Here is a 15155-nt window from a genome sequence, read left to right as displayed (position 1 = left end):
CCTATAGGTTTTTACAATAAAGAAAAAATGCGCTGATGAGAGGTGTTAGATATGATAGAATTTAAAAATGTGTCAAAGCTATATGATAATAATGTAAAAGCATTATCAGATGTAAACATAAATATAGAAACTGGAGAATTTGTTTTTTTAGTAGGTGCTTCAGGAGCAGGTAAATCAACATTTATAAAAATGTTAATTAAAGAAATAGATCCTACTATGGGAGAAATAACAGTTGCAGGAAAAAAACTTTCAGGAATAACAAGAAGACAAATCCCGTATTATAGAAGAAAGATAGGTATGGTATTCCAAGATTTTAGACTTATACCTACTTTAAATGTATATGAAAATGTTGCATTTGCAATGAGAGTTGTAGAAGCGACACCAAAGGAAATAAGAAAAAGAGTTCCTATGGTGTTATCATTAGTTGGATTATCACATAAGTATAAAATGTTCCCTAATGAATTATCAGGTGGAGAGCAACAAAGAGTTTCTTTAGCAAGAGCTATCGTTAATAACCCATCAGTACTTATTTGTGATGAACCAACAGGAAATCTAGACCCAGAAACAGCTAAAGAAATAATGGAATTGCTAGATGATATAAATAGAGCGGGTACAACTATACTAATGGCAACACACGCAAAAGATATAGTAGATACTATGAAAAAGAGAGTTATTGCTATAGAGAAGGGTTGCATAACTAGAGATGAAAAGAGGGGGATGTACGAGGATGAAAATTAATACTACAAAATATTTCATAATAGATGCACTTAAAAGTCTTAAAAGAAATAGAGGAATAAGTGTAGCAGCTATGATTACAGTGCTAATAACATTTTTCGTATTTGGATCATTTACATTATTGGCATTAAACTTCAATAAACAAATTGAAGATGTAGCCTCAAAAGTTGAGATAAAGGTATATTTAAAAGATGATATTAAATTAGTAGACCAAAGAGAAATAGAAGTTAAGCTAAATGAACAACAAGGAATAAAAGACGTAATTTACGAATCAAAAGATGAAGCATTTTTGAATTTTAAGGAAAGTTTAGAGCATAATGAAGGATTATTACAAGGTTATGATTTAAAGAATAATCCGTTACCTAGTTCTTTTATAGTTAAATTAGAAGATCCAAGTTATGCTGAACCAGTAGGAAAAGTAATTAAAGATATGACTGGTGTAGAAGACATAGGTAACCAACAACAATTAATAAATAAAATAGGCTCTATTGTTAAGGGCGTTCAAGTAATAGGTATAGGATTATTTGTTGTATTTGCAGGAGTATCAATTTTCTTAATAACAAATACTATAAAGATTGCAGTTTACTCAAGAAGAAGAGAAGTTGGAATAATGAAATTTGTAGGAGCTACAGATTGGTTTATTAGATGGCCATTTATAATCGAAGGGATAATAATAGGTGCGATAGGTTCTTTACTTTCAAGTGTAGTATTATTCTTCTTATATAAGTTCACATATGGTTATATAGTATCTAATATGTTCTTAGTAACTTTAGTACCACCAACATTTGTATTTACAACACTTATATGGTTATTCTTAGGTGGTGGTATAATAGTAGGAGCAGTTGGTAGTTTCGTTGCATTAAGAAAATTCTTAGACGTATAAACTAATGAGGGTATAAAAGGAGTTTAGAAAGGAAGTAATCAGTAATGGAGGATTTTAATAAAGGAGAGGGAAAAAGAAGAAAAAGCAAAAAGATAATTATTACAGTAACTTTAATAGTTATATTTATTGCTTCAAACCTTGGATTTTTTTACTTAGGAAACAGATTTGCTTTTAATGGAATTACTTTAAGAGGAATAAATAGTGAAGTAGCACAGGATTTAAAGGATATTCAGGATATTGGTAAGTATAATCTGCTTTTCCAAGTTAGGGATGCTCTTTTATCAAAATACGACGGAGAAATAGATGATGAAAAACTTTTAGAGGCAGCAATTAAAGGAATGACATCATCTCTAAAAGACCCTTATACAGTCTTTATGAACTCACAAGAATATAAATCATTTATGGAACAAAGTGAAGGACATTTTGTTGGTATAGGTGCTCAGTTAGGAATTAAAGATGGAAATGTAACCATTGTTGCACCATTAGAAGGTTCACCAGCAGAAAAAGCTGGTTTGAAAACTGGGGATGTAATATTAAAAGTAGATGATAAAGATGTTCAAGAAGCTAGTGTAGAAAAAACAATTTCAATGATTAAAGGTGAGCAAGGAAACCCTGTAAAATTAACTTTATCTAGAAGTAATGGTGAACCATTTGAAGTAACTATTGTAAGAGATGTAGTTAAAATGATTGCAGTTAAGGGTGAAATGCTTGATGATTCAATAGGATATATTCAAATATCTTCTTTTGACGAAAATGTTGCAGAAGAATTTAAGAATAAACTTGTTGAATTAAAAGATAAAGGTATGAAGGGAGTAATATTAGATTTAAGAGGAAATCCAGGTGGATTCTTAGGTGAATCAGTTAAAGTTGCATCACAATTCATACCAAAGGGAAAAACAATAACTTATACTATAGATAAATATGATAATAAAATTGAATCAAAATCTATAGGAGGAGAAGCTGACGGCATGCCATTAGTAGTTTTGATAGATGGAGGAAGTGCTTCAGCATCAGAAGTTGTTACAGGTGCTTTAAGAGATTATGGAGTTGCTACTACAGTTGGTCAAAATAGTTTTGGAAAAGGTGTAGTACAACAACTTATTGAGTTAAAAGGTGGAAAAGGTGGATTGAAGGTTACAACATCTAAGTATTATACTCCTAATGGAGAGAATATACACAAGATTGGTATCAAACCTGATGAAGAAGTTGAAATACCTGAAGATTTATTAAAACAACCTTATAATAGAAATAATGATCCACAATTTAAGAAGGCTTTAGAGGTAATAAAAGAAAAAATGAAATAGGAGGGCTCAAAATGGAATTACTATTATATACACTAAGAACCGTATCATATGCGATAGTTGAGCCATCACATTTAATTATATTGATAGTATTAGGATTAGTTTTCTATACAAAGAATAAGAGAATAGCAATAATGCAAAAAATGACTATAGGGGAGAGTTTAAACTCTCCCTTAGAACTTACACTTTCACAATTAGTATTAGGAATTATTGCAGGAGCAATAGGAAGTGTTATATTAAGTAGTCTTGGAATTGTATTTAATCATAATTCAGGAATAGAATTAATATTTATGTTTTCATTATTACTACTTTTTGTTAAAAAGAGATTTGTATGCTTTTCTTATTCGGGAGCAATATTAGGATTACTTAGTATAATATTTGGAATAGTATCAAATAAAATGAATATACAATCATACATAAATATAAACATAGTGTCATTAATGACATTTGTAGGAGTATTACATATAGTTGAAGCATTTCTTGTAATGTTTGATGGAGGAAGAGGGGCGTTACCTGTCTTCTCTAATAGAAATGATAAAATAGTTGGTGGATTTTCATTCAATAGATATTGGGCTTTGCCAGTAGCTATTTTTATAATTTTTAGTAGTTCATCAGTAAGTTCTTTTACAGGAAGTGTTGAAACACCCACTTGGTGGCCTATAATTAATAGAGCAGAAACACTAAACTTACTATTAACATCAGTAATATCAGCAATGCCTTTATATGGTGTAATAGGATATAGATCAGTATCTTTTACTAAAGATAAAAAGAAAAAACCATTATATTCAGGTGTTGGTATATTAATTTATGGTATATCATTAGCATTAATAGCACAGCTTGCAAACTTTGGGATAATAGGTCAAGTTTTGGTTGTGATTTATGCACCACTAGGTCATGAATTAATGCTTAAAATATTAAATAAAATTGAAGAAAAGGGATCTTATCTTTATACAAGTGATGATGAAGGGATAGCAATATTAGAAGTTTCTCCTACGTCAGCAGCATATAAGGCCGGTATAAGAAGAGGAGATAAGATAATTAAAATAAATGATAAACCAGTTCTTTCAGAAGTAGAAATATTTAAAGCGGTAAGAGATAATATTTATGATATTACTTTAACGGTGAAAAGTATTTCCGGGGAAATATCAGAACATGTCGTAAAACCAATAAATAAACGTATAGGAATACTTTTAGTTCCTAAGATGGTTAAAAGAGAAGATGCAATAGATATAAATAATGATGACTTTAAAAAAATATTAGAAGACTTAAAGAGAAAGCAGTAATGTTTTCTCTTTTTTAATATATTTCATTAAGATTAAATTAGGTTGAAGAAGGCAAAAATAAAATATAAAATATATGTAAGTAAAAGTTAAATAATGGAGATGATAAGATGCCAGAATTTAAGATAGAATCAAAATTTAAGCCCACAGGAGATCAACCACAAGCCATTGAGAGTTTAGTTGAATCTATTAAAAAGGGAGATAGAGGACAGACTTTACTTGGTGTAACAGGCTCAGGTAAAACTTATACTATGGCTAATATAATAGAAAAGCTTCAAAGACCAACTTTAATATTAGCTCATAATAAAACTTTAGCAGCACAATTATGTTCAGAATTTAAAGAATTTTTCCCGAATAATATAGTTGAGTATTTTGTATCATATTATGATTATTATCAACCAGAAGCTTATGTTCCACAAACAGATACTTTTATAGAAAAAGATGCCTCTATTAATGATGAAATAGATAAGCTTAGACATTCAGCCACATCTGCTTTATTAGAAAGAAGAGATGTAATTATAGTAGCTTCAGTTTCATGTATTTATGGGTTAGGTAATCCTGATGAATATAAAAAGTTAACTATATCTTTAAGAAAGGGTATGGAAAAGGAACGAGATGAAATAATAAAAAAGCTTATAGAAATTCAATATGAAAGAAATGATATAGATTTTGCAAGAGGAACTTTTAGGGTAAGAGGAGATTCTTTAGATATTATTCCAGCCTCATCTTCTAATAAAGGAATTAGAATTGAATTCTTTGGAGATGAGATAGAAAGGATTAGAGAATTTGATGTTTTAACAGGAAAGATATTAGGAGAGAGAAATCATGTATCAATATCCCCAGCATCTCACTTTGCAACTTCACAGGAAGTTTTAGAAAAAGCTATTAAAGTAATTGAGGATGAACTAGAAGAAAGACTTAAGGAGCTTAATGGACAAGAAAAACTATTAGAAGCACAAAGATTAAGACAAAGAACTAATTATGATATAGAAATGATAAGAGAAATGGGATATTGTAGTGGAATAGAAAACTACTCAAGAATACTTGATGGAAGAGCACCAGGAACGCCACCACAAACTCTTTTAGATTATTTCCCTGATGATTTCCTAATGTTTATAGATGAAAGCCATGTTACATTACCACAATGTAGGGCTATGTATGCTGGAGATAAATCAAGAAAAAATACATTAGTTGATTTTGGGTTTAGATTACCTTGTGCATATGATAATAGACCATTAAAATTTGAAGAATTTGAAGATAAAATAAACCAAATAGTATTTGTAAGTGCTACACCTTCACAATATGAAATAGATAATTCAAGTAATATTGCAGAACAAATAATAAGACCAACAGGTCTTTTAGATCCAGTTATAGAAATAAGACCTGTGGAAGGTCAAATAGATGACTTATATTCAGAGATAATAAAAAATACTGAAAGAGGATTTAGAACCTTAATAACAACTCTTACTAAGAGAATGGCAGAAGACTTAACTAAATACTTAACAGAACTAGGGATTAAGACAACTTATATGCATTCAGATATAGACACTATAGAAAGAATGAAAATTATAAGGGATTTAAGACTTGGAGAATTTGATGTGTTAGTTGGTATAAATCTTTTAAGAGAAGGACTAGATATTCCAGAAGTAGCGTTAGTTGCAATTTTAGATGCAGATAAAGAAGGTTTTTTACGTTCGGAAACTTCACTAATACAAACTATAGGAAGAGCTGCAAGAAATTCTGAAAGTAAAGTTATTATGTATGCAGATAGAATAACAAAATCTATGGATAAAGCTATTAAAGAAACTAATAGAAGAAGAAAAGTTCAAATGGAATATAACGAGGAACATGGAATTATACCAAAAACTATCATAAAGGATGTAAGAGATGTAATAGAGGCTACAACAGCAGCAGAAGCCAAAGAAGATTATAAGGTAGAAAATATAGAGGAAGTAAGCGCTAAGGACAAGAAGAAATTAATTAAGAAATATACAGAAGAAATGATGGAAGCTGCTAAAAACCTACAATTTGAAAGAGCGGCAGAACTTAGAGATATAATTGAAAAGTTAAAGAAATAATTTAACATATGATATTTGTGTAAAGTTGAATTTTATTATCAGGATTCAACTTTACATAAATAAAGAAGTGTTTTAGGAGTTACTATATGAATGCAGGTAATAGAATTATAGTTATTTTATTAGGAGATATAGAAAATGATTTATTAGATATTAGTGTAGTTAGAGAATTGTCTCCAATAGTATTAAAATCAAATGATTTAGTTAGTTATATAAAGAGAAAAGAAATATATATAGATAACCTTAACATAGAGATATTAAATCTTTTTGATACTAATTTAGAAAAATTAAAGTTTTGTAGTGAATATATAAAAGGATATGATTTAATTATAGTTTTATCAAATACAAAGACAAAAAAAGAAAAAGAAGTACTTTTGCATGGAGTAAAAGAAATACAGAATAATAGTAAAAAGTTAATTTCTATGGTAAATAATAGTGATGAAGGGTTCATAGAAGAATTAAGTAAATTTTGTTCAGTAATTAATATAAAAAGTTCTTCTAGGGATTTTAAGCTTTTGAATTATTCATTATTTAAAACTATAGTTAATAGTCATTCCAATATAAATTCTCAAGGGATAATAGATTACTATGTAACAAAAACGAAAAAAGAAGGGGGAGTTGGATTAGGTATAGTGAATATTTTAACAGAATATACTAATTTACAATATTATAAGAAAATCTCCTTTTCAATAATGAGTGGAAATAATATAACAATAGAAGATGAGTATCAAGTTTTTGATGTTATAAGAGATTACTCAAGAGATGATTGTGAAATAAATAAGTATATACAGCAAGATAATTATTTTAAAGATAGCTGGGTTATATCCATAATATCGACAAATTAAAAGGGGCCTAATTTTTTTTATTTAATATCACTTAAATAAGTTAAATAATTGTTTATAAACTTCAACAAGATTGTGGTTTTTTTAACAATGTTGTAAAGTAATGTTGAAAAAAGTCGAACTTATTTTAATTAATAGCTTAAATAAAAAAATTAGGAGGAAAAGAAAATGAATTTTATGGAAATAATCAAAAAGACATTAACAGATAATGCTATCATGGGAGCTATTTTCTCATCAATTTCAATAATATTATTAGGTTTCTACTTAAGAAAGAGAAACATAATGAACAATGCAGCATCTAAAATACTTACAAAAGTAGTTTTAACAGTTGCAATTCCAGCTTTAGCATTTACATCATTTATGAAAGATATAAATGAAAAAGAATTACATGAAGGTCTAAATATAATAGTATGGGGTTTTGCAGTTTATATTTTACTTATAGTATTAACTAAGTTAATCTATTCAAGAGTAAAAGGGGACAAGCAAGACGTATTAAGAGTCCTTACAATATTCGGATCAACAACTTTCTTTGGAGTTCCAATAGTTAAAGCAGTTTATGGTGCTACTGGAGCTATGTATTCATCAATATTCAATATAGCATATAGAGTATTCTTATATTCATATGGATACATAAAGATGTCAGGTATAAAAATAGAAAAAGAAACAATGAAAAAGAACTTAAAAGAAATGTTCTTAAATCCAGTTATAATAGCAACATTCTTAGGATTATTTATTTGGATATTCCAAAAATCATTACCACAAGTAGGGGTTGCTACAAAGGATGGTATAGTAAATTATGCATTCTTAAGAATAGATCAAACTTTACCTTGGTTATATAAGCCATTAACTTATTTAGATAAATTATGTTCACCTTTAGCTTGGTTATCAATAGGGGCTACTTTAGCTGAAGTACCAGTTAAAAAAGCTGTAGCACAAAAAGAAACTTGGATATACAGCGTTATAAAAATAATGTTAGTACCAGCTATAAACTTAGCTTTATTAGTTGTATTAAACAAGACTGGAATATTACCAGTTTCATTCGTAGGTGCAGCTACTACTGTAATAATGTTAGCAACACCAACAGCTACTGTTGCAGCAGCTTATGCTATAAGCTTTGATAAAGAAGCAATATTATCCTCAAACTGTTCACTATTATCCACATTATTTGCTGTTATATGTATGCCACTGTGGATAGTTGTGTTAGAAATAGTTAAAAATATTGGATTATTTGCTAAATAGGAGGTCCTTGATATGTCAGTTAAATTAGTTTGTTATGGTGTTAGAGATACAGAGGTATCATATTTTCATCAATTAAATACATATGGATATGAATTAGTATTAGTTACTAAAAACTTAGATCATGAAAATGTTAAGGAAGCTATAGGCGCTGAAGCAATAATGGTTAGAGGTAACTGTAAAGCTGATAGACAAAACCTAGAATTACTAAAATTACATGGATTAAAAACAGTTTTAACAAGAACTGTAGGATTTGATCATGTTGATTTAGGAGCGGCAAAAGATTTAGGATTAAAGGTTGCTAGAGTTCCAGGATATTCACCAAATGCAATATCAGAATTAGCATTAACATTAGCAATGATGTTATTAAGAAATACAGCTTACACAACTAATAGAACAAAAGATAAAAACTTTGTAGTTGATTCACAAATGTTTAGTAAGGAAATAAGAAACTGCACAGTTGGGGTTTTAGCATTAGGAAAAATCGGTGTAACAACAGCTAAATTATTTAAGGGGCTAGGTGCAAAGGTTATTGGATATGATATATTCCAAAGTGATGCAGCTAAAGAAGTTGTTGAATTTAAGAGCTTAGAGGAAGTATTAGCGGAATCAGATGTGATATCAGTTCATACACCTTACATAAAGGGTCAAAATTATCATATGATAAATGATGAGTTTATAGCAAAAATGAAGGATGGGGCTATATTAATAAATACAGCAAGAGGAGAAGTTCAAGATTTAGAGGCTATAATAAAAGCTTTAGAATCAGGAAAATTAGGCGGTTTTGGAACAGACGTTATAGAAGGCGAAGCTGGTATCTTCTTTAACGATTTAACAGGACAAACTATAAAGAATCCTTTAGTTGAAAAATTAATAGAAATGTATCCTAAAGCTTTAGTAACTCCACACATGGGTTCATATACAGATGAAGCTTTAAGAAATATGATTAGCATATCTTATGATAATTTAAATGATTTAATAGAAACAGGAAATTCAAAAAACGAAATAGCATAATAAAAAAATTCCTAGAACTCATTATGATTCTAGGAATTTTCTTTAATTATAAAATATGATATATTTTATAATTAAAGAAAGTAAAGTTTGTGAGGTGAGAATATGAAGTTTAAACTAAGTTTCAAACAACAGAATATGATCTTAGCGACAATTATAGCATTGATTCAAGTAATGATTTTACAAACATTATTTGTAGAGGACAAAATAAATACTTTAAATAAGAATATAAAAAGTGATTTACATACATCAGCTGTTTTTATAAGTAAAACACCTTTTATAAAAGAAAAACTTAAAAATAGGGAAAACGATTATACTATTCAAAGTTTTACTAAAGAATTAATAGAAGAGAATGAAAATATAGACATAATTGTAGTGGCAGATATAACTGGAGAAAAGTATTCTCATTTAGATGAAAGTCAAATAGGTGATATATTTAAAAATCCAGATAAAAAAGACGTTTTAGAAAAAGGAATAAGTTATTATTCAAGTATGACTGGTTCAATGGGAAAAACCTTAAGATACTTTGAACCAATATTTTATGGAAATGAACAAGTTGGCTTCGTAATGGTTGGAAAATATCAAACAGAAATAGAAGGATTAATGAAAAATATTATTGGAGTATTTACTATATTATTTATAGTTTCACTAATAATTAATATAGTATTAGCTAATTGGTTTGCTAAAAAAATAAAAAATAAGATATTTGGAATGGAACCAGAAGAAATTGCTAGATTATATACCCAAAAAGAAATTATATTAAATAATATAAAAGAAGGAATAATAGCATTAGATAATAAGGATAAAATAATAGAAGTAAATAATGCTTGTTATCATTTATTGAAAGATTTTAACGAAGAAAAGTTCTTTGAAAAAATATCTTCGTATATAGAAAAAAGAGAGGTTATAGAAATTAAGGAATTTATAATAGATGGAGAAAAAATATTTTTATCAATTTATCCTATGATTGGGGCACAGGGATATTTAGGTTCAATAATTACTATTATAGATAGAAACGAAATAAATAAAGTGGCTAAAGAAATAACTGGAGTAGATGAGATTATTAGAAATTTAAGAGCTACAGTTCATGAATTTAAAAATAAGCTACATGTAATTTTAGGACTTATAAAAATAGAGGAATATGATGAAGCAAGAAAGTACATTATAAATACACAAGAATCTCATGAATTGGTAGATGGGAAGTTTATAAGTATAGAAGATAATTATATAAAAGGGTTATTAATTAGTAGACAATTAGTAGCCAATGAGAGAAATATAAGTTTTGAAATAGATAATGAGTCAAATTTATATGAAAATCATGGTCAAATTGAACCTTATGATTTAATAACAATAATAGGAAACTTATTAGAGAATGCTTTTGAAGCTTGTCTTTCAAGTAGAAGAGAAGATATGAAAGTAGAAATATCTATAAAAGAAGATAGTGAAAAGATATTTATTAAAGTGAAAGACAATGGAATTCCAATTAACAAAGATATAAAAAGTACTTTATTTGTGCAAGGTGTATCATCTAAGGGAAATGGAAGAGGATTCGGTTTAGCACTAATAAAGAGTAGAGTTGAATTATATAGTGGTAATATTCAAATAGATGAAGTTGAAGATACTAAAATATTTATTATTGAAATGAACAAAGGAGGTAGCAATGAAAAAAGTAATGATAATTGAAGATGATCCTATGGTAGCTCTAATAAATAGAAAGTATATTGAGTCTATAAAAGGATTTTCAGTAGAAGATATAGTATCAGAAAAAGAAGAAGCTATTAAAATACTGAAAAGTAAACAAATAGACCTTGTTTTGTTAGATGTTTATTTACCTAAAGAAAGTGGAATTGACATATTAAAAGCAATCAGAGGTGAAGGACTGTTAGTAGATGTAATAATGATAACAGCTACTAATAAAGTAGAGAAAATAAAGTGTGCCTTTGCTTATGGAGTTGTAGACTATTTAATAAAACCTTTTGAGTTTGATAGATTTCAAGAGGCTATTAATAAGTTTTTAGCAAAGGATAATTTGTTAAAAGAAAGTAGTAAAATAAAACAAAAACAAATTGATAATCTATCAAAGACTGAGATTAATTTAGATCTACCAAAGGGATTAAATGAAAAAACTCTTAAAAAGCTAACTGACTTTTTAGAGGATAATATAGGCACTATATGGACAATAAGAGAAATTGCTGGTGAGATTGGTATAAGTAATGTAACTATTAAAAAGTATATGGAATATTTAGAGGAAGTAGGAAAAGTATCTTCCACTATAACTTATGGAAATATTGGGAGACCTGAGTATAAATACGAATATATAAAAAATATGGTATAATATAGTAGAAAAATGGTGAGACGAGAGGAAGTTGAATTATGGACTATAACAGATACAAATATGTAGGGCTACTTGGACTATTTTCATTAATTGGGTTAAAGGCATTTTGGTCACATGAATATATATATCTAGTAGCTATGATTAATCTAGTTTGGTTTACATTTTTTTATGAAAATAGTTTTGTTTATAAGAGAATGCCAAAGTTTCTAAAATCAAAGATTTAGTAAGTGTATATAATGGAGCATAAACAAGTTTATTAAGGTAGTTTAGGGAGGAATTCTTAAGCTACCTTAATTAGTTGAATAAGTATTAATGGTATTGAAAATTAGAAAATATGGAAAAGAACTCGATTTATATTTTTCGGGTTCTTTTTTGTTTAAAACTTCAATGTAATTATATGAGGCAACAATTTTATTGTTATAATATTTTAATTAATAATTTTTATTAACAAGGTATAATTGACAATAAATATAAAGAAATTTACAATATAATAAAGAATGTTTGTTCGAGTTTATTTTAAAATAAATAAGTGAAAACTAACTCTAAAATGAGAGAAGGGGCAGTAATATATGAAGGATAAAATTATTATAAAAGGTGCAAAAGTTCATAATTTAAAAAACGTTTCATTAGAAATACCTAGAGATAAATTAATTGTTTTTACTGGATTATCAGGTTCAGGTAAATCTTCTTTAGCTTTTGATACCCTTTATGCAGAGGGGCAAAGAAGATATGTTGAATCTTTATCATCATATGCAAGACAATTTTTAGGTCAAATGGATAAACCAGATGTAGAATATATAGAAGGTTTATCACCAGCTATATCAATAGATCAAAAAACTACAAGTAAAAATCCACGTTCAACAGTTGGAACAGTAACTGAAATATATGATTACCTAAGACTTTTATATGCAAGAGTAGGTGTTCCACATTGTCCAAAGTATAATATAGAAATTTCTAAACAATCTGTTGATCAAATTGTGGATGGAGTTAAGGAACTTGGGGATAAAGCTAAGATTCAAATTTTAGCTCCAATTGTAAGAGGTAAAAAGGGAACTCATGAAAAAGTTTTAGAAAATATAAAAAAGAATGGATTTGTAAGAGCCAGAGTTGATGGTGAAATTTATGATCTTACAGAAGAAGAAATAAACTTAGATAAAAATAAGAAACATAGTATTGAAGCAGTAGTAGATAGAATAATTCTTAAAGAAGGGATAGAAGGAAGATTAACTGATTCTTTAGAAACTGCTCTTAAATTAGCAGAAGGATTAGTTATAGTAAATGTAATAGGTGGAGAAGATATTTTATTTAGTGAGAAGTTTGCTTGTCCAGAGTGTGGTTTAAGTATAGATGAATTAGAACCAAGATTATTTTCTTTTAATTCACCTTTTGGAAAGTGTGATTATTGTGATGGCCTTGGAAGTTTAATTGAATTAGATGAAAATTTAATAATACCTAATAAAGATTTAAGTATTTTAGAAGGTGCAATAGCTACTTGGGGAGATGGGAGATTAAAGGAAGATTCTTGGACTTTTGCTATATTAAAGGCTTTGAGTAACGAATACGATGTAGATTTAAGCAGACCAGTTAAAGAGCTTTCAAGAGAGCATCTTGATTTAATTCTTTATGGAACTAACGGTAAAAAATTAAAAGTTATATATACAAAAGAAGGAGTTAAAGCTGAATATTCTTATGCCTATGAAGGCGAAATAAACTCTTTAAAAAGAAGATATAGAGAGACAAATTCAGATATAATTAAAGGTGATATAGAACAATACATGAGCAATAGTTATTGTCCTAAATGTAAAGGAGCAAGATTAAAAAAAGAAGCACTTGCAGTTAGGGTTGGAAGTAAAAATATTTATGAATTTACTACAATGTCTATTAGAGAAGAGTTAGCATACTTAAATAGTATTGAGTTTTCAGAAAAAGATAGAATTATAAGTGATCAAATAATAAAAGAAATAAAAAGCAGACTAAACTTCTTAATAGATGTAGGATTAGATTATTTAAATCTATCAAGAAATTCAGGAACATTATCTGGAGGAGAGTCTCAAAGAATAAGATTAGCAACTCAAATTGGTTCAGCACTTATGGGAGTTTTATATATTTTGGATGAACCTAGTATAGGACTGCATCAAAGAGATAATGATAGATTAATAAAAACTCTAAAAAATCTAAGAGATGTAGGAAATACAGTTATAGTAGTTGAACATGATGATGATACTATAAAAGAAGCAGATTTTATTGTAGATATAGGACCAAGAGCTGGTGAACATGGTGGAGAAATTGTTGCAGCAGGGCCTTTAGATGTAATTAAAAATTGTAAAGAATCTATAACTGGTCAATATTTAACTGGAAAGAAAAAAGTTAACCTTCCTACAGAAAGAAGAAAAGGAAATGGAAATAAAATAACTGTTAAGGGAGCTAGAGAAAATAACCTTAAAAATGTAAATATATCTATTCCACTAGCTACATTAACGATGGTTACAGGTGTTTCAGGTTCAGGAAAGAGTACTTTAGTAAATGAAATATTATATAAAGGATTAAATAGAATAGTAAATAGAAGCAAAAATCCAGTAGGTGATCATAAAGAAATTATAGGAGCAGAATTTATAGATAAAATAATTGATATAGATCAAAGTCCTATAGGAAGAACTCCAAGGTCAAACCCTGCAACTTATACAGGTACTTTTGATATAATAAGAGAATTGTTTTCAACAACTCCAGAAGCTAAGATGAGAGGATATAAACCAGGTAGATTTAGCTTTAATGTTAAAGGTGGAAGATGTGAAGCTTGTTCAGGAGATGGAATAATTAAAATAGAAATGCAATTTTTATCAGATGTATATGTACCATGTGAAGTATGTAAAGGAAAAAGATATAATAGAGAAACCTTAGAAGTTAAATATAAAGGGAAATCTATAGATGATGTTTTAAACATGACTGTAGAAGAAGCACTAAAATTCTTTGAAAATATTCCGAGAATAAAAAATAAGCTTCAAACTTTAAATGATGTAGGTCTTGGATATATAAGGTTAGGGCAACCATCTACTCAACTATCAGGAGGAGAAGCCCAAAGAATTAAATTAGCTTTTGAATTATCAAAAAGAAGTACAGGAAAAACTTTATATATACTAGATGAACCTACTACAGGATTACACATAGATGATGTAAATAGACTTGTTGAAATCCTTCAAAGATTAGTTGATGCAGGAAATACAGTAGTAGTTATAGAACATAACTTAGATATGATAAAATGTGCTGACTATATAATAGATTTAGGTCCAGAAGGTGGAGATAAGGGAGGAACTATAGTGGGATATGGTACACCTGAGAAAATAAGCACTTTAGAAGAGTCCTACACAGGGAAATATCTTAAAAAGATGTTAAGATAAATACTAAATACTTGTTATTTTATGCTAGAAGTTTTAATATATAATGGTAATAATACTTGAAT

Annotated in this window: 12 protein-coding genes; all 12 read left to right on the top strand. The window is 28.3% G+C overall.

What is annotated here, in order from left to right; genetic code table 11:
- Nucleotides 1-51: 51 nt before the first annotated feature.
- The 12 genes from ftsE (at nucleotide 52) to uvrA (ending at nucleotide 15093) form a co-directional block, all read left to right on the top strand.
- The gene (gene ftsE / locus BTM21_RS12530) at nucleotides 52-738 is read left to right on the top strand and encodes a cell division ATP-binding protein FtsE (protein ID WP_079481693.1); all 687 of its coding nucleotides are present in this window, start codon (nucleotides 52-54) and stop codon (nucleotides 736-738) included.
- On the top strand, nucleotides 728-1618 hold the full coding sequence (ftsX, locus tag BTM21_RS12525; protein WP_079481692.1) for a permease-like cell division protein FtsX: 891 nt from the start codon (nucleotides 728-730) through the stop codon (nucleotides 1616-1618). Before ftsE ends, ftsX begins: the two co-directional genes overlap by 11 nt.
- A 44-nt stretch (nucleotides 1619-1662) precedes the next feature.
- Entirely contained in the window at nucleotides 1663-2922 is a 1260-nt protein-coding gene (locus tag BTM21_RS12520; protein ID WP_021874621.1) for a S41 family peptidase, read from the top strand.
- Nucleotides 2923-2933: 11 nt separating this feature from the next.
- A complete protein-coding gene (locus BTM21_RS12515) occupies nucleotides 2934-4202 on the top strand; it encodes a PDZ domain-containing protein (protein WP_079481691.1) in 1269 nt (422 codons plus the stop codon).
- Nucleotides 4203-4309: 107 nt separating this feature from the next.
- Nucleotides 4310-6277, top strand: coding sequence for an excinuclease ABC subunit UvrB (gene uvrB, locus BTM21_RS12510; RefSeq protein ID WP_021874619.1), 1968 nt, complete (start codon nucleotides 4310-4312; stop codon nucleotides 6275-6277).
- A gap of 86 nt (nucleotides 6278-6363) precedes the next feature.
- Nucleotides 6364-7119: a hypothetical protein gene (locus BTM21_RS12505; RefSeq protein ID WP_021874618.1), complete on the top strand. Its 756-nt coding sequence runs from the start codon at nucleotides 6364-6366 to the stop codon at nucleotides 7117-7119.
- A gap of 165 nt (nucleotides 7120-7284) precedes the next feature.
- Nucleotides 7285-8355 carry an AEC family transporter gene (locus tag BTM21_RS12500; protein WP_021874617.1) on the top strand — a complete coding sequence of 357 codons (1071 nt, stop codon included), beginning with the start codon at nucleotides 7285-7287 and terminating at the stop codon, nucleotides 8353-8355.
- A gap of 12 nt (nucleotides 8356-8367) precedes the next feature.
- Complete coding sequence (locus BTM21_RS12495) at nucleotides 8368-9366, top strand: 2-hydroxyacid dehydrogenase (protein ID WP_021874616.1); 999 nt, start codon at nucleotides 8368-8370, stop codon at nucleotides 9364-9366.
- A gap of 102 nt (nucleotides 9367-9468) precedes the next feature.
- Nucleotides 9469-11046: an ATP-binding protein gene (locus tag BTM21_RS12490; protein ID WP_079481690.1), complete on the top strand. Its 1578-nt coding sequence runs from the start codon at nucleotides 9469-9471 to the stop codon at nucleotides 11044-11046.
- Nucleotides 11024-11698 carry a response regulator gene (locus tag BTM21_RS12485; protein WP_096145452.1) on the top strand — a complete coding sequence of 225 codons (675 nt, stop codon included), beginning with the start codon at nucleotides 11024-11026 and terminating at the stop codon, nucleotides 11696-11698. Before BTM21_RS12490 ends, BTM21_RS12485 begins: the two co-directional genes overlap by 23 nt.
- A 38-nt stretch (nucleotides 11699-11736) precedes the next feature.
- Nucleotides 11737-11922 (top strand): hypothetical protein, encoded by a 186-nt coding sequence (locus tag BTM21_RS12480; RefSeq protein ID WP_079481689.1) that lies wholly within the window; start codon nucleotides 11737-11739, stop codon nucleotides 11920-11922.
- A gap of 345 nt (nucleotides 11923-12267) precedes the next feature.
- Nucleotides 12268-15093: an excinuclease ABC subunit UvrA gene (uvrA, locus tag BTM21_RS12475; RefSeq protein ID WP_096145451.1), complete on the top strand. Its 2826-nt coding sequence runs from the start codon at nucleotides 12268-12270 to the stop codon at nucleotides 15091-15093.
- Nucleotides 15094-15155 lie beyond the last annotated feature (62 nt).

The sequence above is a fragment of the Clostridium chauvoei genome (assembly GCF_002327185.1).
GTDB lineage: Bacteria > Bacillota > Clostridia > Clostridiales > Clostridiaceae > Clostridium > Clostridium chauvoei.
Note: the sequence above shows the minus strand (reverse complement) of the source record. Positions and strands in the feature narration are given on the sequence as shown.